Raw genomic sequence first — 26,351 nt, 5'->3', positions numbered from 1 at the left:
GATGGTGTCAGTCCTGTGCCATTTCGCGTGATGTCGCGGCAGAGGGGCGTATCGGCTATGTCAAGCGGCGGCGATAAGGGCACTGATCAACTTAATAAGAAGGCTAGGTTCGATAATAGATGCGCGTTCTAAAATGAGTTTGGCGATTTCGATCCGGTTAGAAGGAGTTCTCATACTTGGAGGTAATGCTAGGACGGCCTCGTCAAAAAGCAGCCCCAGAGTAGAAAGCTGTTCCGGCTCATACAGTTTGCCGTGGTCCTGTTCGAGACAGTTGGCGTCGCCCCCGATGACCGCATTCTCTGCTTGCGCGTCGAGTTTCGGACACATGCCGAGCTTCGCCGTTACTAGCTCGCTTGTAAGCGCATTGAGGAGTCGGGTTGCTTCGATCGCGCTCTTGTCCTCGCAGATCAGTCTCGCAACTTCTTCGATTTGCAACTCAATAGTTTGCTTAAGATCTTGAAGACGGTGACGAGTACACTCCACGGAGGGTTGTGCGGTGGGAATATGTGGGTCAGCATCAGCCTTCAGTGGAACGGAAGATGAGTTGGCAAATGCGCGGAAGGGGAGGGCGAAAAATCGAAGGAGTTGCGCGCAAAAACCTAACGTCATCACCCGATATGCTTGATTCAGGCCCTCCACAACCTTCGATTTGCTGGACCCATACACTGTCATAGTCATGGCTGCCTCATGTATCCTTCTGGCACACGAATCTTTCGTTACTCCGCGGTGGCGTCCAGCGCGGCGTGGTTGTGGCCTTCAAAGACATTGCTGGCAACCGTTTGAAAGGACTTCTTCTGCTTTACTGTTGAGCACGGGCCAAACAAGCTACCTAGAGCAACCGACCTCAACTGTCGACAGTAAGTCCCCACGCCCTGCACCATCCCCCAGCTCAACCTCCGCTTGGCCTAGCAGCCTTAATCGGGGTGGGTAAAATAGATTGTTGTGATGGAGGGCATTCACCTCGTGGATAGAACACAGCAACTGTGGCACTCATTCCGAATGATATGCGCGGCGGCCCAACGGACTTGATTCGGTCGTGACGCGCTCTGCGGCACCCAATTTGAAGCGCTTCGGTCGAGCTTAGCGATAAAATGCTCAAAGGGCAGCCCAGAAGGTTGCTCGTGCGGCGCCGGCCCGGCGGCGCAGAAATAAAACGATAGGCCCACCGCGTCTGCGGATTCACTGAAAACTCGGACGCCGAGCGACGATCTCACTGCCCGAGTGCGACCTGCGCTTTAGCTCGAAAGCGCGCAGACATTTAATCAGAATCTCGCTCGCCTAGCCGGCTTTGACTCCAGATAGCACCATGCTGACGCCATGTATCGTTGGCGTGCAGATCGTAGATGAATCATGCAAGATCACTCATTTTAGTGCTGCCGGAGTGTTTCATCCCCATAAGTAGCTGCAGCCTTTGACTGATGCGGCTTTCCGCCCGAATAGCCCATTCAGTGTCGGGCCGACGACCTCCTCGCGTTCTCGCCGACCTGATGACAAATCCCGTGAGCAGGGGACACCAATTATCCGGTGGACCCGCCCTGAGCGCTTGCCACCCCTTACTCCGGCCGCGACGAGTATCCGGTTCATCAAGCTATCCCTTTCGTCCCATCCGACGTCGAGACGGCGTCGAGAGTGTCCTTTGTCATCCCTTGATCTCTACAAGCTAACGCAACGTGCGATTCAAGTCATTTCTGCGTCTCTCGCGAAACCTATTCTATTCAGACATGAGCGCAGCGCAAGTCCGGGCAAGCTTAAGTCCGCGTATCGCGGCAGGAGATAAGACAAGTGCGAAATCACGATAGCAGGAGGCAATAGGATGAAACAAATGACGCTGCCTGCGAGTCGACCAGAGCCATGAATTCGGCAGTCTGGCACCGCGCGAGCATGCCGATTGTGCCAGAGCCGCAAGCTAGAGGAAATGCGCTTATGCTCATATCGTGGAAGGACCGGTTGGGAGCAGCGACAATTCACGCCAGCGCGATCGCTGGCCTGTCCAGATTGTGCAGATGCCGTAGGCGAGCGAATCAAGGCTGAATGAGCGTGACCATCCATGGTGTAGATGCGGCCCATCAACACAATCGATTTTACCAATCTTGTAGGATCTTGCATAACGACGGCGGTTTAGAGAAAGGCCTTCGGTCTAGTCGGAATGGTTATCGATCTTAGTCTGCGCACGAAAGAGCATTTTCGGCGTACGTCGGACATTCGTCCAAGCGCTAGTGTAGGCTGCTGCTCTCGGGGGCAGCCAGTTGACGCTGCGAGCATCCGAAGCGGCCGGCCACGGCTGAAGAACGGAGTTTGTCCCCAAAATCGTGGTACGGCGCGCGCATGAGTTCGGGCTCCTTGAACTCCGGTCCAATGACACATAAGGAAAAGCCAGATTACGCTCAAAATGGACATCTCTCTTCTGTGGCTAAGGTTCGCGGCGAATGCCCTCGCCGCAAATGGAGCGCCGGTAGTAGTCCTCCCTTTTGTCAGCGGACGCTGGTGTGATGTGAAGCAGCCTCGCTCTTCCCAGACTGCTGCCCAGCCAGAGAAAGCGGCCGGGCTTCTTTTGGCGGCCGAGTACAAACGACAGCGTGGAAACGGAAGCTTCAGTCAGCTATTCGCTTCTTTCCGGCATCAGCGGCGCACTTCCTGAGAACTGAGCTGGTGCATCGTGAATAATCCTCAGCGTAACCGACACGCCATGAAGTTTATACTGGTAAATCACAGGACACCTAACGGCGCGTCGAGCTGTATCGATTGTCGTCGATCTCTAGAGACTGGTTACTTGCGAGATGTGCCAAGCCGGCAGCACTATTGCGACTACAATTGTTATCGTCGTTACCAACAGAAGAGATCGGGCGCGCATTGGCTCGCGATCAAGTGGAGCATCGATAGGCTACCGCAAGAATATCTGAGCAATCTTGGAACTGTCGTTTCCTTTGCTGCGGTAGCGTTCTGGTGTTCGATCGTGCTCGTCAAGGTCGCAATGCGGCTCGGCGAACCGGAACTGCTGAAGCGGCCTCATGCGTAAGTGCACACCAGAAAGCGCCGAGCTAAACGTTACAGCGTTAGGGCAGGCGATCGAGCATTGCAGAACAGTGGAGCAGATTTGCGAATGATTGCTCCAAGAGTTGGGGGATATTGAGCCGTATGTGCGGGATTGTCGGAATTCTCGGGCGCGAACCGGTTGCAGAGCAATTGGTGGATTCGCTCAAGCGGCTTGAGTATCGAGGCTACGACTCCGCGGGGGTTGCCACGCTCGAAGGCAATCACCTGGAGCGCCGCCGCGCCGACGGCAAGCTGAAGAACCTCGAAGCGCGGCTGCACGACAAGCCGCTCAAGGGGACGACCGGTATCGGCCACACCCGCTGGGCCACTCACGGCAAGCCGACCGAGCACAATGCCCATCCGCACGCCACCGAGCGCGTCGCGGTGGTCCATAACGGCATCATCGAGAATTTCCGCGAGCTGCGCGAGGAGCTCGAGGCGAAGGGCGCGGTGTTCCGCACCGAGACCGACACTGAAATCGTGCTGCATCTGGTCGACGACCTGCTCGCGCGTGGCAACAAGCCGGTCGAGGCTGTGAAGCACGCCTTGAGCCGGCTGCGCGGCGCGTTCGCGCTCGGCTTTATCTTCGCAGGCGAGGGCGATCTGATGATCGGCGCCCGCAACGGGCCGCCGCTCGCGATCGGCTATGGCGACGGCGAGATGTATCTCGGCTCCGACGCCATCGCGCTTGGCCCGTTCACCAACACGATCAGCTATCTTGAGGACGGCGACTGGGTCGTGCTGACCCGCAACAGCGTTGCGATCTTCGACAAGGACGGCCATGCGGTCCAGCGCGGGAAGATCAGCCACGCGGCTTCGACCTCGCTGGTTGACAAGGCCAATTACCGCCACTTCATGGCCAAGGAGATCCACGAGCAACCGGAGGTGGTCGGCCACACACTGGCACGCTACGTCGATATGGCCACCGAGCGCGTCGCGCTGCCGGTCAAGCTGCCGTTCGACTTCAAGAACATCCAGCGCATCAACCTCACCGCTTGCGGCACCGCGAGCTATGCCGGGCTCGTCGCCAAATACTGGTTCGAGCGCTTCGCGCGCCTACCGGTCGAGGTCGATGTCGCCTCCGAATTCCGCTACCGCGAGGCACCCCTGCGCAAGGGCGATCTCGCCATCTTCATCTCGCAATCGGGCGAGACCGCCGACACGCTGGCGGCGCTGCGCTATGCCAAGGCCGAGGGCGCGCACACGATCGCGGTCGTCAACGTGCCGACCTCGACGATTGCGCGCGAGAGCGAGACCGTGCTGCAGACACTGGCGGGACCCGAGATCGGCGTCGCCTCGACCAAGGCCTTCACCTGCCAGCTCATGGTGCTTGCCTCGGTCGCGATCGCGGCCGGCAAGGCGCGCGGCCAATTGTCGGAAGAGGACGAGACCAGGCTCGTGCACGGCCTGGTCGAGATCCCGCGCCTGATGGCAGACGCGCTCAGCACCGAATTGCAGATCGAGAAGCTCGCGCACAGGATCGCCAAGTCGCGCGACGTGCTCTATCTCGGCCGCGGCACGAGCTTCCCGCTAGCGCTCGAAGGGGCGCTGAAGTTGAAGGAGATCTCCTATATCCATGCTGAGGGTTATGCCGCCGGTGAGCTCAAGCACGGGCCGATCGCGCTCATCGACGAGACCACGCCGGTCGTCGTCATTGCACCCAACGATCGGGTGTTCGAAAAGACCGTCTCCAACATGCAGGAAGTTGTCGCCCGCGGCGGCAACATCATCCTGATGACGGACGCCAAGGGCGCGGCCGAAGCGACGGTCGATTCTCTCGTCACCATCGTCATGCCCGACATGCCGGCGGCCTTCACGCCGATGGTGTATGCTGTGCCTGTACAACTTTTGGCCTACCACACGGCGGTGGTGATAGGCGCCGATGTCGACCAGCCGCGCAACCTCGCCAAGTCGGTGACCGTCGAGTGAGGAAGAGGGAACGGAGGCGATCACTTCTGTGTCCTTGTGGTTGTCGGGCGGTCCATTCTGGCTCTTGGATAACGAATCCTACGGCAACTTGGATTTGGATTCGCAGTAGGTTGGCAAACGTTGGTGAGCCGCCAGAATTGAGAGTTGTTCATGTTGGTCCGTTTGCATTTTTTGGCTTTGGTCTCGATTCTTGCCACAGTGGGCCTCGCACAAGCCAAGGATCGCCGCCCTGTCACCGAGCCCGTTGCACCTCATCATGTCTGCGCTCGGCTGGCGCCGTCGAGTGAAAACGTCACGGATAGTCTGCAAGACGCCATTGCTCACTGTCCCCTTGGCTCGGCCGTCTACTTGGCAAACGGGATCTTCAAGTCGGGTCCCATCGAGATGAAATCTGGCGTAACGCTATGGATCGAACGCGGCGCCACGCTTGTCGCTCTTGCACAGCCGAAAGCTTATGACAAAGGCTTAGGAAATTGTGGGCGTATCGGAGGCAAAGGCGATGGCTGTCGCCCATTTATTAGCTTTTCCAAAACACTGGGAGGCGGCATCTACGGCGATGGCATCATCGACGGCCAGGGCGGCGCGCTCATGGTCGGCACCGGTGAGAGTTGGTGGCAATTGGCGCGGCGCGCGCAAAGTGAGGGCGGAAACCAGAACGTACCTCGCCTCATCCAGATCGACGATGCCCAGGACATTGCCTTTCACGGCATTACACTGCGTAATGCGCCCAATTTCCACGTCGCGATGAACAGGGTCGAAGGTGCCACCTTTTGGGGGATCACAATCGATACACCGGCCGACGCCCGCAATACAGACGGCATCGATCCGGGCGCCAGCCAAGATGTGACCATTGCTCACTGTCAGATCCGTACGGGAGATGACAATGTGGCGATCAAAGCCGGAAGCAATGGTCCCGCCCGCTATATTTCCATTATAGACAATTACTTCGGGTGGGGGCATGGCATGTCGATTGGCAGCGAGGTTAGCTCTGGTGTCAGCGATATACTGGTGCATGGCCTGACCCTGGACGGCACGACGTCTGGCTTGCGTATTAAAAGCGATGTCAGCCGAGGTGGCCTTGTGGAGAGAGTCACCTATGATGATGTGTGCCTTCGCGGCAACCGATGGCCTATCTATTTCGATACACGCTATAATCCCCAGGCGCACGGCGACAAACTGCCGGTCTACCGACAGATCGTTCTGCGTCACGTGCGTGGCGGCGGTGGTGCGCTGGTGATGCACGGGCTTGATCTAATCCATCCGCTTGAGATTGCGTTGGAGGATGTGTATTTCTCCGATAGCGCGACTTGGCAGGTGGAAAATGCAAATGTGGTGGTTTCAGCGGTGTCGCCGCCTCTGCGGGGCGGGCACGGCCAAGTGCCGTCTGATGCGTGGGAAGTTTGTGCAAAGGCGTTCTCAAAAGCACCCAGCGAGTCTGCGAACAGCATCGGGCCCTGATAGAATCTATCGCCTCTTGTTAGGTACGGCTCATGACCGATCAGGTCGCGAGCTCTCTGAGCACGGCTGGCTTAGCCGGTGCCGTCCGTCCGCCCGCCTCGCGGGATATGTTTGGCTGAATTTTCCAGCTTCGGCTCCTTGTCAGATTTTGCGCCCGCAGACCGCAGGTAGCCCCCCTCGACTGTCCATTTCAGTTGAATAGAGAGGCTCTGGTCGCCGACGATAGGATTGCCGCCGACCTGCTGAACTTGGAAGCAGCCACCAAATTTGCAACCTCCAGCAAATGAAATGAGAGCACCTCACTCATTATTGGACGTTCGATGTCAAACCAGGCTCAAGTTGCCCCTGTCTCAGCCAGGCTGCTGTCATGCCAGACCGCGAACCCGCCCCGGGTTCACTTTTCTTTTCGATTTCGTCAGCTTCTCGAAAGCCAACCTTCCTAGCATTCGAACCTGGTCTCTAGACATCGATGCTGCCTAAGAAGGAACTGGCCACAAACCTAGGGTACCCGCTGGGTGGATCTGCAAGAGACTCTGTTTCTCGGAACCGAAAGGAGAGCTTTATGGAGTCCAATCGGATAAACGGTGCCGGCTCGCCTGAACCCTTAACGGGGTACGTCCAAACACTGGAGAATCATGATCTATTTAAACAGGCAGTGAATGATGCCAAGTCAGCATCATCTGCCGCGCCTGTATCGGCAAAGGCTTCGGCTTGGCACTCGAGCGATCCATACGGGAGCTATTCACGCGACGGTTACTCTTGGAATAACGACGTATGGGGCGCGGGCGCCGGGCCTCAGACGATTTCGGTGGGTGCAGTCAACGAGTGGGGCGTGTGGTCGAACCAGCCTAATACTCGCGGCATCAAGAGTTATCCACACCAGGCTCTTGATATCGGCAAACCGCTCAGTTCAATCCACACTTTGAGCTCGAGCTTCAATCAGACCGTTCCTGCTGGAGGCGCCTGGGACGTCGCTTATGATATCTGGGACAGCTCAAAGCAGTATGAGATAATGCTCTGGACAAACTACACCGGAAACCCGGACGGTAGCGGCAACGTTAAGCCCATTTCATATAATTACGCCGCTTCCGGGGCGGCGATCCCGGTCCGCAGCAATGTCAACATAGGTGGAGCGACTTGGAACGTGTTTGAAGGCTACAACGGTCACAAGGTCATCTCACTGCTTCGCACTTCGAAAACCAACAGCGGCACAGTGGACATCAAGAGTGCTCTGGAGTGGATCAAGTCGACGGGTTACTTTGGCGACATAAAGGTTGGTAGCGTCCAATACGGCGTCGAGATCACCTCGACCCCTGGGGGAAAGAACTTCAATTTCAACAACTGGACCGTGACTTCGAAGTGAAGATCTGCGGGCGGTGAGCTGATCTGCGCTTATGCCCTTGAGGCACGCCGACCGAGCCTCAGCTCGCCGCCTATGGCTGAACGAGAAGCTGACGAAGTTCGCGAGGCGGTTCGCGAACCCTGAAGAAAAGATCGTAAGGCGGTGCAGAGCTGGGCGTGACAGACCCAGAACGGCGCAGCGGTGGACATAATACAAGTTTACGCCACATAGTTTCCTATCTTGATGGTGAACTCAGCAACCAGTCCGTATCATCAGCGAAGAACGCTTTGAGCGACCATTGCTTGGCTTCACTGTCGGTTAGCTGATGGGCGTAAGGCTCCCGTCCTCTGGGGTTGGCGCCGATACCGGTGGATTGATATTCGGCATAATAGGCGGTCTTCAATCTATTGGTCTTACCGCGATCCCACTCGCTCCAGCCTTCCGGTATCACCGGCGCATTCATTCGGGTGAATAAGAAGATCACTGTAGCATAAGAGCGCCAAGGACGGCCAAGGGCGATGCCGTGTGCGCTCGGATCGGCGGTCAGGGTGCAATGGTCGAAAACATAGGCGCTGTCTTCGTCCGGCGAGTCTTTGCTTTGTGCGGTATACACCACAGCCTGGTTGGCAATGCCGTGCAACTCACAATGTTGGAAATAGGCCTTGGCGTTGCCAAATACATAGTCGACATGGCCCTCGACGTAGCAGTCCGAAAAGTATTGCCGTGCGGTTCGGCCGTTCGGCCCTTTGTTGGCGAATAGTGTGTCCTGTGCGCCGAGGAGCCGGACGCGGGTAATAATGTCCTTGTCTCCGGTAATAGACAGCGCCACCGCTTGCGACGGCGGATTGTCTGGATCCAAGGAATAGTCGTTTTGTATCGTCAGATTATCGAGTCGGAAGTCATCGCCAGATGCGTCCATCGTGGCGGAATGAACGGTTCCTCCCACTTTGATCGCGCCGTCGCCGTAGACGACCACCGTGTCCTCCGGTCTCTGGCCGGTGCCTTTGATGTGAACGCCAGGCTTGCCGATTTTGATCTTCTCGCGATAGACGCCCGGTGCGATCAGAATGTCGCCGCCTCGAGCCGGCAGTGCATCTACCGCCTCCTGGACGGAGCGATAGGCCATGTGCCCGGATTGCGAGACCAAGAGCCGCTCAGCATGTGCCTCCGATGGCTGCAAGGATCTGGCCAGAACGGCGGCGGAAATCAGGAGAATTCGCATAATGGTCCCCCACTCTTTGTCGAAGGAATAGCAAACTTGATAAACGTTTTGTGTAGTTGCGTCCTACATGAAGGCAGCTCTTCCCCAGGCAGACATACTGCAAGCATCTGAGGACGGATGAGGATATCACAAGCGTTCAGGTTCGAGGCAGCTCACCGCCTCCCCAACGTACCGGCCACACACAGGTGCAGCCGCATACACGGGCAGTCCTTCGTATCGAGGTGCAGCTTGATGGGCCCGTGGACCCGATCCACCGGATTCGTCATCGATTTTTTGACGTAGAGGAGTCTTTGGCCGAAATAGTGAATGCACTTGATCATCGATATCTGAATGAAGTCGAAGGTTATATAGTCGATCGTTAAGAAGCGGGACTGCGCTGAGTTGGACAGTTGAGTGTCCGCCAGAGCGGGATCAGGAACAGGCACAGAAGTTCTCTGAGCCAGGCGAGGACGCGGCGGAAATTGTGTCCGACGGCAGAGAGGAGAACGTTGGCGGCGTCCCCGGCGCGGCCTTTGAGATAGCACCGGCCGAGGTGCCCTTCGGCCTTCAGGTGTCCGATGATGGGCTCAATGGCGGAGCGGCGGCGCAGCTCGCGCTTGATGGCGCCGAAGACGCCGCGTTTCTGGCCGGAGATAAAGACGCGGCGGGGGTTTTGCGCGTCATGGCCGCGGTAGCCCTTGTCGGCATAAGCCCGCTCGATCGCACAGCCGGTGAGTGTCTCGGTGCGATCAAGGACGTCCCGCAGGGTGTGACCGTCGTATGGGTTGTCGGGCAGCGACCTGGCGTGCAGCACGAACAGGCCACCGGGAGCCCGGCGATTGTTGGTGACGATGGAGGCCTTCACCCCGAATTCGTAAGGCGCGGCGGCCTTGCCCTTGCCAATGCACTCCACCTCCGGAGCATGAAACGAATAAAGCTTGAAGCCGCGCTGGCGCTGCTGCTGCGAACGGATCTGCGTTGCCCGGCCAAGCGGGAGAGCGAATGCCTCCTCCAGTGCGGGCTGGCCCTCGGTCTTGCGGCGGATGTCGCGGATGATCCGGCCCAGCCGGCTGCGCAGGATACGCAGCTGTCGCTGATGCCGGTTGAACTGCTTGGCATGGGCGTAACGACCCGCCATCATCGCGGCGGCCTTCGCCACACGAGCATAGGATTGCCGCAGCCTGACCCCGTGCTTCCTCGCCAGGCGGTTCAACCCCCGGATCGCTGCATGCAGCAGTTTGGCATCGGTCGGGAAGCTGATGGCCTTCGGCTGCACGGTCGTGTCGACCGTGACCCGCTTGAGGTCTTGGCTGCGCAACGCACCGGTCTCGTGCGCCACCCGAAGGCTCTCGGCCAACAACCGCTCCAGCTTGTCGCCCAGCCGCTTGCGCCAATGGCTCAGGTCTGAGCGCTCGTGCAGGAAAACGTGCTGGAAAAACTCTTCGCCGGTAAAGAACTGGAAGTACGGGTCGTGGACCCAGCGCTCACACACCCCCTCATCGGACAGCCCGTAAATGTGCTTGAGCAACAACAGCCCGATCATGAAGCGAGTCTCGATCCCCGGCCTGCCGTTCTCGCTGTAGAGCGGCGCGATCTCCTCGTCGATCCAGTCCCAATCGATCTTGCCGGCAAGCAGAACCAGCTCGTGGTTCATGTTGATGATCTGGTCCAGCCGCGCCCGGAACAGATCGTTCGATCCTGTCGTCTTGTGCTTCTTCGGTCGCATCGTCCCTCCGATGCAACACAGAAGCACGGTTCACAGCGAACGGGAATCTACAAAAACGAATTTGCAAGGTTTGCTACGCCCAAGCGTCAAATCCCTGCAATCTCAAACGCCCCCAAATCCAAAAAACAGACTCCTGCTCAATCGCTTAGAGGCTTGTTCACGGGCGACTATATAATTCTACCGCCGAAAATATCGCGGTTTGGATCTGGGAAAGATTGCATCGCAAAGTTCTGCGAATTCGTCCGTTCGGGTCTATGAAACGTCTGATGCCTTGGCTGAATATGACGGACGATGAGAAAAATCAGTCTTCTCTAAGCTTTTCTCCTGCTGGATTGTCCAACAACGGCGATAGGCGAGCGGTCGTACTGCGCTGGCGGTGATCAAAATCGATCGCGGACCAAGCGCCAGGGGACCGCCAGCTTCGACGCCTGGGCGATACCGTCCAGTGGTTGGCGAGCGCATTTCAGAATCCAGCGGCATCATCTCAGTACATTTGGGAGAGATTGCCGGAATCCCTGCTTCAGACAGCCTCCTCAATATTATGCCAATCATCAAGCCATGCCGACTTGGATCACCGACTAGCGCTTGCACCGCAAGGCGCTGGGCTGACCGAGCAGCAAGTAAACTTTCCTATTCGGTAGTTGGCACAAGATGCGATTCGCGAAACCACGGTCGGTGGTTCGCACTAACGGCTCGCCAACGGCAAACATGTGGAATGGGAGAGGAGCGCGCGGCGCGCGCTCCTCTTCCTGGCCTGTACCTTTTACAGGTGGGGGCAACGAGGATAAACCAGATCGCTCTCGAATCCGGTCTCGTCATTGCAACTGTTACCCCATGGCCAATTGTCTCATGGCGCGCTCGAGGTGCCATGAAGGGTCGTCGTCAGAAGAATCTGCTTCACTCAAGTATGCTTCGCTACTTGCTTCGCTACCTGCTTCGGTATCGGTGTCGTTGCCCTCGGATTTCGAAAGATACAGTGGAGGTTTATCGGCTCGCTGCCATTCACCGTCGTCGTTCTTCGTCCATTTCTCGGGATGTTGGTTGGGATCGAGCCCCCAACAGTTATTACCCCGATCGCCCATATCACCCATATGAACAAAGCCCATCTCCGCTAGACGGGGTTCAATCCCATCTAAGGCAGGACGCGACATGACCAATGGCCGCTCGCCGTCGAGCCGAAGCTGATGCTCCAGCAGAATATCGCCTGCGTTCTCGACCAGCGGATGAGTAACCCTAAGGTCCAGAACGGATGTGACGTCGCTATGCCCAGGAAATTTCCGCTGGGCCTCTTCCGTTTCGAGGGGGAATCCGGCTCCTGACCTTAGAAGACCGACAGTTTTGTCGCCCAATTGATAGCGGAAGAAACGCGCCCTCTTGTTCGGATTATCGTAGGTGCTGGCATAACCCCCAGCAACCCATGCGGCACGATCAGCTTTGTTGGATACGAAATGCGAGTACTCTTGTGGATTGCCGGCGATGTGTCTGATGTCACCGCCCATAAATCCTCTTACTTCTCTCATGAAGGAAGACCTGTCGATCTCATCGATTGGGGGCTCGGCGACCAGGGAGTACGGCCTCGCCGCCGACGTGCCCGCAACCGTTTCAGCAAAGCGATAGCTGTCTTCTGAACGTCTCGTTTCATCAGCCTGGCTGGCGCTTGTGGACTGGCTGGATGAGCCAGTGATTCGGCTATACATTAGATTCGCCCTCCTATCGGCAAAGTTGCTTGCTACGCGCTTGTGCCGCTCAAGCGTTGGGCACAATGATACGCAGCTTAACTGACCATAAGCTGACACGCCGGCGCAGAGCGTCTGCTGCCGACCGCGACTAGCGTAGGTTCTGTGGGGGGCACGGCTCACGGGTCATAGCAGCGAAGCGTCGATCGGCTTGTCTGCGCGCAGCGGGACGTGTTTGAATTCTTGAGCCTGCAGAAGATATTTTTGATCGTGGTGTGTACTTTTCTCGTCGACGGGCGCGCGGCTGTGCGCGGCGTGGGTGCCGGGAGATCACTACCTTGGCGCCGATGCTCGCCGAGATCGGCGATGATGCATTGCTGCGGAACGCCTTGGCGGCGATCAGTGCGTCGATGGCGACATTTTGGATGATGGTGGAACGCCGACGATGGCGAAGCTCTATTCGGGCAGCAACACGAAACACACGAGAGCGCCGACCGCATCCGTGAGGCCAGGATTTTGGTGTTCATGCCACCCTTAACGGCCGATAGCCTGACCTTGAGTCCTCCTTTTGCGCCTTGTCCGTGGCGGTGCACCTTGATGCCCGCGGCGTTGACGATGGCGTATTCCATATCCGTCTCGTCTCGCCCCGAACAGGCTCTTCCGCACATTGGCCCAATGCCCGAGCACACGCCGGTTCGACATAGGGGACGCATTGTTAACTCATGAGGAATTTGGGAATGGCTATGAGATCATCCGCAAGCTGATCGATGAAAATTCGAACCTCAGGGTCAACTTCATCAATCATGGCGGAACTTCCGGAGTCTTGCGTGCAAGGCGCCGTTGGAGTCAAACGCAGAGTCCGAAATCGTACAAATTGACGCTACGTACGATTCAAGCTCTTTCGAACATTGCGCAAATGATGTCTCGTCGATGCGGAGCCGGTCTAGCGGCCTAAGTTTCGCCACGCTGCTCGCGTCAGTCAGAGCAGCATCATCACGGATGTACTGATGGTGCAGAGGCGGGACCCGGCGCATTTTACGACTGGCAAAAGTGCGCCGGGCGCCTCGGTTTGCTGGCGAGCCGCATGCGTAAAAGACCTATCGAGTGCATAGGGGTGGTTGGTGGGCCTTGACGTACGGCCTTTCGCAACACGCTATAACTCTGGGAAGCTCTGGTGAAAACACGGGTCTTTGTCAGCCGCTTCGCCAAACGACGCCGACCTCAACGCCGAATTTGGTTCGAAAGCGACGGGCACCTGCTCCAAACCGAGCAACATGTCGCGAGGCGACATGCGAACGAGAGAATCGCTTCGTGCGTTGAACGCCGTGGCCCAATTATTGCAAACTTTCCTGCCAAAGATGCCGACTTATCTGATCACTCTTAAGGAGCTCGCTTGTCCCTTCATGGAGATGACGGTGTTGCTGGTCAGACCGCTGAACCAGATCTGGCGCATTGTCCGTTTCACGACGACAAGTCCCACGCGCGACTTGGCGAAAGGAAGACGCTTGTACTAACAGGCGCCTCGCGCGGCATCGGTCATGCTACGGGCAAATTGTTCTCGGAAGCTGGTTGGCGAATCATCTCGTGCTCTCGACAGCCCTTCGATGACCGTCGGTGTCCATGGGATTCGGGAATCAACAATCATGTGCAGGTGGAGCTAAGCGATCACAACGCATTGCCGCGCGCGATTGCCGAGATCAAGGCGCGGCTCAATGGAGAGCCGTTGCACGCCCTGGTCAACAATGCAGGTATTTCCCCGAAGGCACCGGATGGCGGTCGACTGAATTCGTTGACAACATCCATCGGAACCTGGATGAGCGTATTTCACGTCAATTTGGTCGCGCCGATTCTACTTGCGCAAGGTCTATTCGAAGAATTGAAAGTGGCATCCGGCTCGATCGTCAATGTCACGTCAATCGTAGGCACTCGCGTGCATCCTTTCGCAGGCACCGCCTATGCCACCTCTAAGGCGGCGCTCGCCTGCCTTACGCGCGAGATGGCGCATGACTACGCGCCGTTCGGCATTCGGGTCAACGCGATCGCGCCGGGCGAGATCAAGACAGACATTCTGTCACCGGAAACTGAAGCGAGGTTGGCGCCGATCATACCGCTACACCGTGTCGGCACGCCGGACGAGGTCGCGAAGGTTATTTTCTTCCTCTGCTCAAGCGCCGCGAGCTACGTCACAGGTGCGGAAGTTCCAATCAATGGCGGGCAACACGTGTGAAGCTGCCGCTGCGGTTCACTGCGGTTTTGATGCGCTCATCAGGACGAGATGTCGGTCGTACCTGGTCTAATGTCGCAAACTGGCCGAGTCGTCGAAGACGACAACAGGGTGCCGATAAGCCGACAATGCAAATATGAGTTTCCCGCCAGACCCGGCACGAAGCGATAAAGTCTAAGCTTCCTCGGATTTTCCCGGCCTAAGGCGGCAGCTGACGCTGCGGGCAGGTCCGCCGAGCCAACGTCGGCGCGCGCAAATGCCCACTCGCAGATCGACGACACGCTCAAGATAGAACCCCAATTCACACGATTCTGATGAGACGATTGTCAATTTCGAGGTGGTATTGCCGGCGACGGCAGACTTACCAAAGTCGGTGTCGGGAGTTCCGGTCTCTCGCGTGTGGCACGAGGCTTGAAAGCCAGGTGTCGCGCACCGCTTAATCCTAGGAGTCTTAATCCATGGCCTACAAGATCGTCGCTTCGCAATGCTCGGTTTGCGGTGCATGTGAGTTCGAGTGTCCGAACGGCGCGATTAGCCTCAAGCGCGACATCTATGTAATCGATCCGGCAAAGTGCACAGAGTGCGAGGGGCATTCCGATACACCGAAATGCGCGACGGTCTGTCCAGTCGAGGACACATGCGTTCCCGCCTGACAATGTTGATCGAGATATCGTCGCAGATAACATCAAATAGGAAAGAGTGTCGGCGCATCCCCGCCGCGTCGTCGAGCGGCGTGGCAAGCTTGCGGCAACTTAGAAAGAGCGTGCGTCAGCGTCGTCGTGGCCAGCGGCGAATAGGGCGCACAGTCTCGAAGGCAGAGCGAGGCGATACATCGGTTGGCATGCTGAGTGGTGGATGGTAGCGGCCGACAAACAGTCGAGCGGGTCGGCGGCTTTGACGTGGACCAATCGCAACCCGTGAGGCCCTGATAGATCCCAATAAGGGCTTGAAGGACTAAGAGGTTGCCAGAGACCGAGTGAGAGCTCGCTTGAATTCTCCCCACGGTACCTGGAGGGCTGTTACCGCTCGTTGATCGCGACCGAGCTGGTCCGCCGCGTTGAGTATCCGACAATCGAGTGCGGCATCGCGAGGCCGAAGAATGCGCTCGTCTCGCTAAGCATGGCCGATTCAGATCCGGAAGCCCCACGAGCTTGCTATTTTCCTCCGCCAAGTCGCGATGCTGGAGCCCCACGAACTGCGCGCGAAGCGGTCTTCAACCCTGGATCAATGGTCCGGACCCTCAGGGCGGAGCCAATGAACAGGGCGTCGTTTTCATGTCGATTGCGAAGCCGTCCGCGAGCATCGTGAGCTCGTGCAGGTCGACTGCAACCGGGCCATCCAAAGTCGTCGGAAGACGTGTTTAATCGAACCTGACGGGAATGAGACCGGATGGTCCGTCGTGGGAGACCGGTGCACCCAACGCTATCCTGACGGCCTCGCAGACAGAACTGAAGGAGATCGGATTGCTGATGACGCCATGTGCACCCCGTTCAAGTCCTATCTGCACGAAGGGGTCGGAGTTCCGCTCCGCTATGAGCAGGATCTTGGGACTCGCGAACACCTTGATAAGCTCTTCCAGGACTGCCTCTCCTCGCTCCCGCAGGATGGCGATGCCAACCAGAACCACGTCGGGAGCTTCCCTTGACGACGTTATGGCGTCATCCACGGAGGCAAAAGCATGTGTCTGGTAGCGCTCACGTAGGATGTAGTCGAGCGCGGAACGTACGACCTGCTCAGGTTCGATCAGGAGAATGCTCGGACCGTCGCTCCTCGTAAAAGCCTCGGTGTCGAACTGCATGATACCCTCTGTGCATTAATTAATACGCATCAAAGCAAGCTCCGTACCGTAGCTGTCCAGCTGTGCGAACGATACTGTCTGTGCGAACGAAACTGTCGATTCGTTCGTTGCGTAAAGCAAAGCGTCTGCCTTGTTTCAGACAAGCGAGTGCGACCACTCACGTCGAAAATTGCCGATGTCGGACTTGCGACAATGCCGCCCCTCCACCGGTATCTATCTCCACTTGCACTGTTATTTGTTTCGAGCGGGCGCTGGCACGCTCGTTGCAAAAGTCGTTATGCAAGGGCGCGGCTGTCGGCCCTTGTATCTCACCGAGCTGCGAATGCGGCGAGCCGAGTGATGGGATTACGAAAGTACGCAGATCACAATTGATCGATGGAGAGCAACATGTCGTCACTGAGACAAATCGCATTTTACGGCAAGGGCGGTATCGGCAAATCGACCACATCACAGAACACGCTCGCAGCGCTTGCCGAGATGGGTCATAAGATCTTGATCGTCGGCTGCGATCCGAAGGCCGATTCGACCCGCCTGATCCTGCATGCCAAGGCACAGGACACGATCTTGAGTCTCGCGGCGAGCGCCGGCAGCGTCGAGGATCTCGAGCTCGAGGACGTTTTGAAGGTCGGTTATAAGGATATCCGCTGCGTCGAATCCGGGGGTCCGGAACCAGGCGTCGGGTGCGCAGGCCGGGGCGTCATTACGTCGATTAACTTCCTGGAAGAGAACGGTGCCTACGAGGACATCGATTACGTGTCCTACGACGTGCTCGGCGACGTCGTCTGCGGCGGCTTTGCGATGCCGATACGCGAAAACAAGGCGCAAGAGATCTACATCGTGATGTCTGGCGAGATGATGGCGATGTACGCCGCCAACAACATCTCCAAGGGCATTCTGAAGTATGCCAATTCCGGCGGCGTGCGGCTTGGCGGCTTGATCTGCAATGAGCGGCAGACCGACAAGGAGCTGGAGCTGGCGGAAGCGCTCGCCAAGAAGCTCGGCAGCCAGCTGATCTACTTTGTCCCTCGTGACAACATCGTCCAGCATGCCGAGCTACGCCGCATGACGGTGCTGGAATATGCGCCGGACTCCAAACAGGCGGAGCACTATCGCAATCTCGCGTCCAAAGTCCACAACAATGGCGGCAAGGGCATCATCCCGACGCCGATCAGCATGGACGAACTTGAGGATATGCTGATGGAGCACGGCATCATGAAGCCAATCGACGAAAGCCAGGTCGGAAAGACCGCTTCCGAACTCGCGGCCCTTTCGGCGTGAACTCAGACCTCACATTCGGTGCGTTTGGACCAAGCGTCGGTCCGAAGCCACAGAGAGCAATCAGAAGGATATTCGCATGAGCCTGGCGTCCACCCAGAGCGTCGCAGAGATCAAGGCCCGCAATAAGCAATTGATTGACGAAGTCTTGAAGGTCTATCCCGAGAAGACCGCCAAACGGCGTGCCAAGCACCTTAATGTGCACGAAGTTGGTAAGTCCGACTGCGGTGTTAAGTCCAATCTCAAATCGATCCCGGGCGTAATGACCATTCGAGGCTGCGCCTATGCCGGCTCGAAGGGCGTGGTGTGGGGGCCGATCAAGGACATGATCCACATTAGCCATGGCCCCGTCGGTTGCGGCCAGTATTCCTGGGGATCGCGACGCAACTATTATGTTGGCACCACCGGTATCGATACCTTTGGAACGATGCAGTTCACTTCCGACTTCCAGGAAAAGGACATTGTCTTCGGCGGCGACAAGAAGCTCGTCAAGGTCATCGACGAGATCCAGGACCTATTCCCGCTCAGCCGCGGAATCACCATCCAGTCGGAATGTCCGATCGGCCTGATAGGGGATGACATAGAGGCAGTTTCGAGGGCAAAGTCGAAGGAATACGGCGGCAAGACTATCGTGCCCGTGCGCTGCGAAGGTTTCCGCGGCGTATCGCAGTCACTGGGTCACCACATCGCTAACGATGCCGTACGCGACTGGGTGTTCGACAACATCACCCCGGAGGCAGAGCGGCGATTCGAATCCACGCCCTATGACGTTGCCATCATCGGGGACTACAACATCGGCGGCGACGCCTGGTCATCTCGCATCCTCCTTGAGGAAATGGGCCTGCGCGTGATTGCGCAGTGGTCGGGCGACGGTAGCCTTGCCGAACTTGAAGCGACGCCAAAGGCGAAGCTGAACATCCTGCACTGCTATCGCTCGATGAATTACATCTCTCGCCACATGGAGGAGAAGTTCGGCATTCCCTGGTGCGAATACAACTTCTTTGGTCCATCAAAAATCGTCGAATCGCTGCGTAAGATCGCGGCCTTTTTCGACGACAAGATTAAGGAGGGAGCCGAACGCGTCATCTCCAAATACCAGCCACTCATGGATGCTGTCATCGCCAAGTACCGGCCGCGGCTAGAAGGCAAGTCCGTGATGCTCTTCGTTGGCGGCTTGCGGCCTCGACACGTGATTGGCGCCTATGAGGACCTCGGTATGGTGGTTGTCGGGACCGGCTACGAGTTTGGTCACAACGACGATTATCAGCGCACCGCCCAGCATTACGTCAAGGACGGAACATTGATTTACGACGACGTCACTGGTTACGAATTCGAGCGCTTCGTCGAGAAGATCCAACCCGATCTTGTTGGTTCTGGCATAAAGGAGAAATACGTATTCCAGAAGATGGGCGTGCCGTTCCGACAGATGCACTCCTGGGACTATTCGGGCCCTTATCATGGCTACGATGGGTTCGCGATCTTCGCCCGCGATATGGATATGGCAATCAATTCGCCCATCTGGAAGAAGACCAGAGCACCTTGGAAGGATGCCCCGCGTCCGACCCTGATGGCGGCGGAATAAGTACGCCAGTTCAGGACGATCGAACACGAATCCAACAAGGACGCCACGATGACACAGAATGCCGAAAACGTGCTCGATCATTTCGAGCTGTTCCGAGGGCCCGAATACCAGCAAATGCTGGCGAACAAGAGAGCGCTTTTCGAGAATGCGCATGATCCCGCGGAGGTCGAACGTATCCGCGAATGGGCCAAAACCCCCGAATATCGCGAAAAGAACTTCGCGCGCGAGGAACTGACCATTAATCCGGCCAAGGCTTGCCAGCCGTTGGGTGCCGTGTTTGCCTCGGTCGGATTCGAGAGCACGTTACCTTTCGTGCATGGCTCTCAGGGCTGCGTCGCCTACTATCGAAGCCACTTGTCGCGACACTTCAAGGAACCAACGTCCTGTGTTTCCTCGTCGATGACCGAAGATGCAGCTGTATTCGGCGGTCTTAATAACATGATCGACGGGTTGGCCAACAGCTACAACATGTACAAGCCGAAGATGATCGCGGTCTCGACCACGTGCATGGCGGAAGTGATCGGCGACGATCTCAACGCCTTCATCAAGACGTCGAAAGAAAAAGGATCGGTTCCGTCCGAGTTCGACGTTCCCTTCGCTCATACGCCCGCTTTTGTCGGTAGTCATGTCACCGGTTATGACAACGCCCTGAAAGGTATTATCGAGCATTTCTGGGACGGCAAAGCTGGTTCTGAGCCAAAGCTCGAGCGCCAGCCGAACGAGAAGATCAACTTCATCGGCGGCTTCGACGGCTACACTGTAGGCAATATCCGCGAAATAAAGCGCATTTTTGAGTTGATGGGCATCGAGTACACGATCCTCGCTGATAACAGCGATGTGTTCGACACGCCGACCGACGGTGAGTTCCGCATGTATGACGGCGGGACTACGCTGAAAGACGCCGCAAATGCCATCCATGCCAAGGCGACCGTCTCCATGCAGCAATATTGTACGGAGAAGACGCTGCCTTTCATCGAGGCCCATGGCCAGCAAGTCGTTGCGTTCAACCATCCGGTCGGCGTCAGCGCGACCGACGACTTCCTGATGACATTGTCGCGCATTACCGGAAAAGCAATCCCGACGGGCCTGGAGCAGGAGCGCGGTCGTCTGGTCGACGCCATGGCGGATTCCAGCGCACATCTTCACGGTAAGAAGTTCGCAATCTATGGCGATCCAGACCTTTGCTATGGTTTAGCAGGCTTCCTGCTCGAGCTCGGTGCCGAACCCACTCACGTCTTATCGACCAACGGAACTAAGGCCTGGGAAGAGAAGATGCAGGCGCTATTTGCCAGTTCGCAGTTCGGCCAGGACTGTCATGCCTATCCAGGCAGGGACCTTTGGCACATGCGTTCGCTGCTGTTCACCGAGCCGGTCGATTTTCTGATCGGCAACACCTACGGCAAGTATCTGGAGCGCGACACCGGTACGCCGCTGATCCGCATCGGCTTTCCCGTGTTCGATCGTCACCATCATCACCGTTATCCGGTGTGGGGCTACCAGGGCGGCATGAATGTGCTGGTGAAGATACTCGACAGGATATTTGAGGAGATGGACAAGAACACCAACGTAGTCGGTAAAACAGACTACAGCTTCGACATCATCCGCTGATGTGAGGGTGTCTCCGCCTCATCGCCGCGTGTCGCGGCCGTGAGGTGGGGATCTACACCTCGACCGTTGCCAGGCCCACAAACCATCCGCGGAAGGAGATAGCCGTGACTTCGCTCTCGGCCACGATCCAGAATGTCTTTAATGAGCCGAACTGCGCCAAGAACGCCAACAAGTCGGAGGCTGCACGCAAGAAAGGCTGCACCAAGCAGCTGCAGCCGGGCGGGGCCGCCGGGGGTTGCGCCTTTGATGGCGCCAAGATTGCGCTACAGCCATTTACCGACGTCGCTCATCTCGTTCACGGCCCCATCGCGTGCGAAGGCAATTCCTGGGACAATCGCGGCTCCGCCTCCTCAGGGTCCGATCTCTGGCGCAGAAGCTTTACGACCGACATGCATGAGATCGATGTCGTGTTCGGTGGCGAGAAGCGGCTGTACAAAGCGATAAAGGAAATCATCGCAAAGTATGATCCCGCGGCGATCTTCGTCTACCAGACCTGCGTGCCGGCCATGATCGGCGACGATATCAATGCTGTCTGCAAGATCGCGTCGGCCAAGTTCGGTAAATCCGTCATTCCCGTCAATTCGCCGGGATTTGTCGGTTCGAAGAACCTGGGCAGCAAGCTTGCGGGTGAAGCGCTGCTTGAATACGTGATTGGCACGCAGGAGCCAGATTGCACAACGCCTTACGATATCAATCTCATCGGCGAATTCAATTTGTCCGGCGAGCTCTGGCAGATCAAGCCGCTGCTCGACGAAATCGGCATTCGTATCCTGTCCTGTATCTCCGGCGATGGTAAATATCGCGAGGTCGCCAGCTCACATCGGGCGCGCGCCGCCATGATGGTGTGCTCCAAGGCCATGATCAATGTCGCGAGCAAGATGAGGGAGCGTTACGGCATCCCATTCTTCGAGGGATCATTCTACGGCATCCAGGACACTAGCGACGCCTTGCGAAAGATCGCGCGCATGCTGATCGAACGCGGCGCACCGCCCCAGCTGATGGAGCGCACCGAGGCTGCAGTCGCACGCGAGGAAGCAAAGGCCTGGGCTGCGATCGAGCGCTTCAAGCCGCGCTTTGCTGGCAAGAAGGTTCTGCTCATCACTGGCGGCGTGAAGTCATGGTCGGTGGTCGCGGCTCTGCAGGAAGCAGGGCTCGAGATCGTTGGTACTTCGGTCAATAAATCGACCAGCGAAGACAAGGAGCGCATTCAAAAATTGGTGGGCCATGATGCCCACATGATCGAGGATCTTACGCCACGCGAAATGTACAAGATGCTCAAGGGGGCGGAAGCAGATATCATGCTTTCGGGCGGAAAGTCGCAGTTCGTCGCCCTGAAGGCGGCGACGCCCTGGCTCGACATCAATCAGGAGCGCTGCCACGCCTATATGGGCTATGTCGGCATCGTGAAGCTGATGGAAGAGGTCGATAAGGCGCTCTACAATCCGATATGGGATCAGCTCCGTAGGCCCGCGCCGTGGGATGAGGCGGAGATCAACTGGCAAGCAAAGGCGCTTGCGCAAGTGGACGTGTCGGCCGCAGGGGGCACGCCGACCTTGCTCGGTGCGGCGAGGGCCCCTTACGCCAAGAGAACGCGCTCGCGCAAGACCGTCGAGCTCAGCATCATCGAGGAGTGCATTCCCACTCACGGGTCGACCACTGTCGGTGCCATGCCGCAGGATACCCACGCTTCCGTGCCGCCCCAGCCGATGTCCGCGCTGCAGGCGGCGGAGTAGGGTGCAAGCTATGGCGATCGTTACCTGTTCCAACAAGGCCTGCACGATCAACCCGCTGAAGATGAGCCAACCGATCGGCGGCGCTTTCGCCTTCTTGGGACTTCGCGGTGCGATGCCACTCTTACACGGTTCGCAAGGTTGCACGTCTTTCGGCTTGACCCTCTTTGTCCGTCATTTCAAGGAGGCGGTGCCCTTGCAGACCACTGCAATGAGCGAGGTTTCGACCGTGCTCGGGGGCTATGAGAATGTCGAGCAGGCGGTCCTCAATATCTACAAACGCGTTAAGCCCGAAATTATCGGCATCAGTTCGACAGGCGTCACCGAGACCAAGGGCGATGACGTCGAGGCGTTCATTCGCCTTATTCGGCAAAATCATCCGCATCTCGAAAAGTTCCCGCTCGTCTACGTTTCGACGCCGGATTTCAAGGATGCGTTTCAGGATGGCTGGGCAAAGACCGTGGCGCGACTGGTTGAGGTGCTTGTCGACCCGGTCGATCCGGCTGCGCCGCGCGATTGCTCGCGCGTTAACGTCCTGCCTGGTTGCCACCTCACCCCTGGCGATCTTGATGAGCTAAGGACGATTTTCGAGGATTTTGGGCTGAGGCCCTCGATCCTGCCGGATATCTCCGGGTCGCTCGACGGTCACATCCCCGATGATTTCACGCCGACTACGATCGGTGGGATTGGGGTCGACGAGATCGCGACCATGGGGCAGGGGGTCTGGACGATCGCCATCGGAGCGCAGATGCGCCGCGCGGCCGAAGCGATGCAGGCGAAGACTGGCGCGCCGTTCCGGCTATTCGAGCGGCTCTGTGGCCTCGTCCCCAGTGATGAATTCGTGACGTTTCTGAGCGAGATCAGCGGCAAGCCGGTGCCGGCAAAATATCGCCGGCAGCGTGGCCAGCTAGCGGACGCCATGCTGGATGCGCATTTCCATATCGGAGGTCGAAGGCTCGCGATTGGGGCCGAGCCAGACCTCTTGTTCGACATCTCCAGCATGCTGCATGAGATGGGCGCTGAGGTGACCGCTGCAGTGACGACTACGGCATCTCCGGTGCTCGAACGCGTCAAGGCCCAAGAGGTTGTTATTGGTGACCTCGAAGATCTGGAGGAGCTTGCCAAGGCGCGGGACTGCAATCTCCTGATCTGCCACTCGCACGGCCGCCAAGCGGCAGCACGGTTGGATATTCCGTTCTACCGGGCCGGCTTTCCGATGTTCGACCGCCTCGGTGCAGCTCACCAGATGAGCGTCAGCTATCGCGGCACGCGCGAGCTGATCTTTGACCTCGCCAACCTCATCATTGCTGACCGCGAGGACAACCACCAGCCGACACCGGCAACTTGGAAAATCAACGGCGCCGGTCTGCGTGCCGTTCCACCGCAGCTGAACTGATGCAAGAATAGGAATCAGAGCCGATGAAAGTCGCATTCGCCACCCAGGATTTGAAGCGCGTCGATGCACATTTTGGTTGGGCCAAAAACATCGCCATCTATGAGGTGAGGCCCGAGGGGCACCACTTGATCGAGGCCATCCAGTTCGACGGCGATCTTAAAGAGGACGGCAATGAGGACAAGCTAGCACCGAAGATCGATGCCATCAAAGACTGCGCCATCCTCTACGTTGCCGCGATCGGCGGCTCCGGTGCAGCGCGTGTCGTGGCAAATAACATCCATCCGATGAAAGTGAGCCAGCCCGAAGCAATCGACGATCTCTGCATCAAGCTCGAAGGTGTGTTGAAGGGCTCGCCGCCACCTTGGTTACGCAAGGTGCTTGCCAAAGGCCACAAACGCTCGTTCGATTTCGAGGACTGAGGGACAGGACTATGAACGAGACGCTTGAATTGATTCAAACCCGCCCCGCGGGGGAGGCGCCCTTCGTGAAGAAGCTTGTCAAGATCTGGCGCGCCGAGGACGGCCACGGCGCGTGGGATGGAAAAAGCGATCTCGAGCTGCTGGAGCCTTATATTCTCGACAGGGAGAAGCGCCGCGCTTTGCCGATCGTCGGCGATCCCGATCCGGACACGATCTGGCGATTGGAATTGTTCTTCAACGCCGTTGCGGTGTCCATCGAGAGGGCCACCGGGGTGATGATCTCGCCGATGCTGAAAATGCACCATGAAGGCTTTGGCCGCATAGTGCTCATTGGCGGTCGGCTCATTGTTGTAAACAAGCAACTGCGCGACGTGCATCGTTTCGGTTTTGACAATCTCGCAAAGCTGGTTACGGAAGGTGACAAATATGTCGACAAGGGAATCGAGATGATCCGCAGGTTCCCGGACGTTGCGAACTACTGAGGTGATAAATGAGCAATCTTGAAGCACTGAAAGCCGACATCAAGAAGCTCTCGGTCAAGGCTACTCAAGCAAAGATGGATCTCCACGATCTAGCCGAGGGACTGCCGGCCAACTGGACCTCGATCCTTAGCGTTGCCCAACAGGTCCACGACGCCTTCGACGAGCTAGAGCGCAAGCGCGAGGATCTCAAGGCGCAAGAAAAAGTATAAGAGTCTTGACATGTCATTTGCAACTCGCGACGGCCGTAGTTGGAAGCCCGAGTATCTGACTTCTATCGATCCCAAGAAATGCATTGGCTGCGGCCGCTGCTACAAGGTGTGCGGGCGCCAGGTCATGATGCTGAAGGGCATTAACGAGGCCGGCGAAATGGTCGATCTCGAAGACGATGACGACGAGGTCGAGAAGAAGGTCATGGTGCTGAATGATGACGGAGCGTGCATCGGCTGCGGTGCCTGCGCACGGGTGTGCCCGGCCAACTGCCAGACCCACGCTCCAGCCAGTTGAATCCAATTGTCGCTTGAGGCGTCATGTTCTTAGGGGTCTTCTGCGGTGGCCCAAGCCTGTGAACGCCTGGAAGCTTCTCTGAGAGTACGAGCGACATTGTTTCGCCTCTGCCGGCGGCTCGGCTTGCACCAAATTCAAGAAGGAGGCGGACGATTCTGCGCCATCGCGGGGCTGGCCCGCGGCGATTCAGTATGCAGGCAGGGAACTCGGCGCTCGGCGTAATTGAATTCAGAGTCCGAAAGACAGATCAACTCTTGCTACTCGATCCCCTGTTCATGTGCCTTCCTCATCGCAGCAATGCGAAACCGCTCGTGGATAGCGGCGGGATCGCCGAGCATATCGGCCTCGGCCTTATTTAAAGCGGCGAGAACGAGCTTCGCTTCCTCGCGCGTCAGCGGGACGCGGCCAGCCATGTGGGTGGCCTCGGGCACTGTAGCGAGAATCACTCGGCGATATGGATGATTCTTGACTTCAATGAGCTCGTCCGTCTCAAGTCTGCCCCCAAGCATGATTGCGAGCCCGACGACCTCAAGCTTACGGCCATCCCGAGTGGTCTTGATCAGAGTTACCATTTCGTTGAGTTTCCCACGCAGCAGATCAGTCATAGCGACCATGGTTCCGATAGTCGCGTCACGGTCTAAGTCTCAGGTGGGGTACTCGCCCCGTCAGGCCGCGCGATCATCCGCGCCAAGGCGTGACATGCCTGCGGTGAAGATCCGTTTTTTGAAATTTGCCTGGGACCACAGGACAAAGTTGAACGGCTTGCTTAAGGCCCGCAACTCGAACCTAGTCGCGGCAAGCAGAACGTGTACCGGCGCCTCGCCCGTCTTCGCACTCCCTTCCTTGACGCAAAAAAATCGACGTCGCGGAGCCTGGACGCGGACGGACATTTTCGTGATCGGGCCGCTCCAGCCAGCCGTCTTGAGTGACGAATTTAAAAACGGCAATTTGCACCAGGGCGCACCTTG

At 57.6% G+C, this 26,351-nt stretch carries 22 protein-coding genes; 15 read left to right on the top strand and 7 right to left on the bottom strand.

Features of this window, described 5'->3' with window-relative positions; genetic code table 11:
• Positions 1-60: 60 nt before the first annotated feature.
• On the bottom strand, positions 61-678 hold the full coding sequence (locus ACNJX9_RS33605; protein WP_439406329.1) for a hypothetical protein: 618 nt from the start codon (positions 676-678) through the stop codon (positions 61-63).
• Between the two features lie 2,457 nt (positions 679-3,135).
• Between ACNJX9_RS33605 and glmS the strand changes: the two genes are divergently transcribed.
• From glmS to ACNJX9_RS33590, 3 genes are all read left to right on the top strand, one after another.
• Complete coding sequence (glmS, locus tag ACNJX9_RS33600; RefSeq protein ID WP_439406327.1) at positions 3,136-4,962, top strand: glutamine--fructose-6-phosphate transaminase (isomerizing); 1,827 nt, start codon at positions 3,136-3,138, stop codon at positions 4,960-4,962.
• A gap of 150 nt (positions 4,963-5,112) precedes the next feature.
• On the top strand, positions 5,113-6,420 hold the full coding sequence (locus ACNJX9_RS33595; RefSeq protein WP_439406326.1) for a glycoside hydrolase family 28 protein: 1,308 nt from the start codon (positions 5,113-5,115) through the stop codon (positions 6,418-6,420).
• A gap of 562 nt (positions 6,421-6,982) precedes the next feature.
• The gene (locus ACNJX9_RS33590) at positions 6,983-7,783 is read left to right on the top strand and encodes a GH12 family glycosyl hydrolase domain-containing protein (RefSeq protein ID WP_439406325.1); all 801 of its coding nucleotides are present in this window, start codon (positions 6,983-6,985) and stop codon (positions 7,781-7,783) included.
• 214 nt (positions 7,784-7,997) lie between these two features.
• On the opposite strand, the gene ACNJX9_RS33585 is transcribed toward ACNJX9_RS33590, so the two are convergent.
• Positions 7,998-8,984: a pectinesterase family protein gene (locus ACNJX9_RS33585; protein WP_439406323.1), complete on the bottom strand. Its 987-nt coding sequence runs from the start codon at positions 8,982-8,984 to the stop codon at positions 7,998-8,000.
• 117 nt (positions 8,985-9,101) lie between these two features.
• On the opposite strand from ACNJX9_RS33585, the gene ACNJX9_RS33580 reads away from it, so the two are divergent.
• Positions 9,102-9,266 carry a 6-pyruvoyl trahydropterin synthase family protein gene (locus ACNJX9_RS33580; protein ID WP_439406321.1) on the top strand — a complete coding sequence of 55 codons (165 nt, stop codon included), beginning with the start codon at positions 9,102-9,104 and terminating at the stop codon, positions 9,264-9,266.
• Positions 9,267-9,342: 76 nt separating this feature from the next.
• On the opposite strand, the gene ACNJX9_RS33575 is transcribed toward ACNJX9_RS33580, so the two are convergent.
• From ACNJX9_RS33575 to ACNJX9_RS33565, 3 genes are all read right to left on the bottom strand, one after another.
• The gene (locus tag ACNJX9_RS33575) at positions 9,343-10,689 is read right to left on the bottom strand and encodes an IS5 family transposase (RefSeq protein WP_439406320.1); all 1,347 of its coding nucleotides are present in this window, start codon (positions 10,687-10,689) and stop codon (positions 9,343-9,345) included.
• Between the two features lie 827 nt (positions 10,690-11,516).
• The gene (locus ACNJX9_RS33570; RefSeq protein WP_439406319.1) at positions 11,517-12,386 is read right to left on the bottom strand and encodes a host specificity protein; all 870 of its coding nucleotides are present in this window, start codon (positions 12,384-12,386) and stop codon (positions 11,517-11,519) included.
• A gap of 158 nt (positions 12,387-12,544) precedes the next feature.
• On the bottom strand, positions 12,545-12,994 hold the full coding sequence (locus tag ACNJX9_RS33565) for a hypothetical protein (protein ID WP_439406317.1): 450 nt from the start codon (positions 12,992-12,994) through the stop codon (positions 12,545-12,547).
• A 764-nt stretch (positions 12,995-13,758) separates the two neighbouring features.
• Here ACNJX9_RS33565 and ACNJX9_RS33560 point away from each other — a divergent pair.
• Together ACNJX9_RS33560 and ACNJX9_RS33555 are read left to right on the top strand one after the other, a co-directional pair.
• Entirely contained in the window at positions 13,759-14,592 is an 834-nt protein-coding gene (locus tag ACNJX9_RS33560; RefSeq protein WP_439406316.1) for an SDR family NAD(P)-dependent oxidoreductase, read from the top strand.
• 455 nt (positions 14,593-15,047) lie between these two features.
• Complete coding sequence (locus ACNJX9_RS33555) at positions 15,048-15,242, top strand: 4Fe-4S binding protein (RefSeq protein WP_083514266.1); 195 nt, start codon at positions 15,048-15,050, stop codon at positions 15,240-15,242.
• A 707-nt stretch (positions 15,243-15,949) separates the two neighbouring features.
• On the opposite strand, the gene ACNJX9_RS33550 is transcribed toward ACNJX9_RS33555, so the two are convergent.
• Positions 15,950-16,387 carry a response regulator gene (locus tag ACNJX9_RS33550; protein WP_057748115.1) on the bottom strand — a complete coding sequence of 146 codons (438 nt, stop codon included), beginning with the start codon at positions 16,385-16,387 and terminating at the stop codon, positions 15,950-15,952.
• A gap of 387 nt (positions 16,388-16,774) precedes the next feature.
• Here ACNJX9_RS33550 and nifH point away from each other — a divergent pair, with 387 nt between their 5' ends.
• The 9 genes from nifH (at position 16,775) to fdxB (ending at position 25,383) form a co-directional block, all read left to right on the top strand.
• The gene (gene nifH / locus ACNJX9_RS33545) at positions 16,775-17,665 is read left to right on the top strand and encodes a nitrogenase iron protein (protein ID WP_057741165.1); all 891 of its coding nucleotides are present in this window, start codon (positions 16,775-16,777) and stop codon (positions 17,663-17,665) included.
• A 76-nt stretch (positions 17,666-17,741) separates the two neighbouring features.
• Complete coding sequence (gene nifD, locus ACNJX9_RS33540) at positions 17,742-19,244, top strand: nitrogenase molybdenum-iron protein alpha chain (protein WP_439406314.1); 1,503 nt, start codon at positions 17,742-17,744, stop codon at positions 19,242-19,244.
• Between the two features lie 48 nt (positions 19,245-19,292).
• Complete coding sequence (gene nifK, locus ACNJX9_RS33535; protein WP_439406312.1) at positions 19,293-20,852, top strand: nitrogenase molybdenum-iron protein subunit beta; 1,560 nt, start codon at positions 19,293-19,295, stop codon at positions 20,850-20,852.
• 104 nt (positions 20,853-20,956) lie between these two features.
• Positions 20,957-22,585 (top strand): nitrogenase iron-molybdenum cofactor biosynthesis protein NifE, encoded by a 1,629-nt coding sequence (gene nifE, locus ACNJX9_RS33530; RefSeq protein WP_439406311.1) that lies wholly within the window; start codon positions 20,957-20,959, stop codon positions 22,583-22,585.
• A gap of 10 nt (positions 22,586-22,595) precedes the next feature.
• The gene (nifN, locus tag ACNJX9_RS33525) at positions 22,596-23,978 is read left to right on the top strand and encodes a nitrogenase iron-molybdenum cofactor biosynthesis protein NifN (protein WP_439406310.1); all 1,383 of its coding nucleotides are present in this window, start codon (positions 22,596-22,598) and stop codon (positions 23,976-23,978) included.
• Between the two features lie 23 nt (positions 23,979-24,001).
• The gene (nifX, locus tag ACNJX9_RS33520; protein ID WP_439406309.1) at positions 24,002-24,397 is read left to right on the top strand and encodes a nitrogen fixation protein NifX; all 396 of its coding nucleotides are present in this window, start codon (positions 24,002-24,004) and stop codon (positions 24,395-24,397) included.
• 11 nt (positions 24,398-24,408) lie between these two features.
• Entirely contained in the window at positions 24,409-24,879 is a 471-nt protein-coding gene (locus ACNJX9_RS33515) for a NifX-associated nitrogen fixation protein (RefSeq protein WP_439406308.1), read from the top strand.
• 8 nt (positions 24,880-24,887) lie between these two features.
• Positions 24,888-25,088 (top strand): CCE_0567 family metalloprotein, encoded by a 201-nt coding sequence (locus ACNJX9_RS33510; RefSeq protein WP_057741135.1) that lies wholly within the window; start codon positions 24,888-24,890, stop codon positions 25,086-25,088.
• Positions 25,089-25,098: 10 nt separating this feature from the next.
• Complete coding sequence (fdxB, locus tag ACNJX9_RS33505; RefSeq protein ID WP_057741134.1) at positions 25,099-25,383, top strand: ferredoxin III, nif-specific; 285 nt, start codon at positions 25,099-25,101, stop codon at positions 25,381-25,383.
• A gap of 257 nt (positions 25,384-25,640) precedes the next feature.
• On the opposite strand, the gene ACNJX9_RS33500 is transcribed toward fdxB, so the two are convergent.
• Positions 25,641-25,988, bottom strand: coding sequence for a hypothetical protein (locus ACNJX9_RS33500; RefSeq protein WP_439406306.1), 348 nt, complete (start codon positions 25,986-25,988; stop codon positions 25,641-25,643).
• Between the last annotated feature and the right edge of the window lie 363 nt (positions 25,989-26,351).

The organism is Bradyrhizobium sp. BLXBL-03, assembly GCF_051853015.1.
GTDB classification, from domain to species: Bacteria; Pseudomonadota; Alphaproteobacteria; order Rhizobiales; family Xanthobacteraceae; genus Bradyrhizobium; species Bradyrhizobium manausense.
The sequence above is the reverse complement of the archived record's forward strand: the minus strand, read 5'-3'. Positions and strand labels throughout refer to the sequence as shown.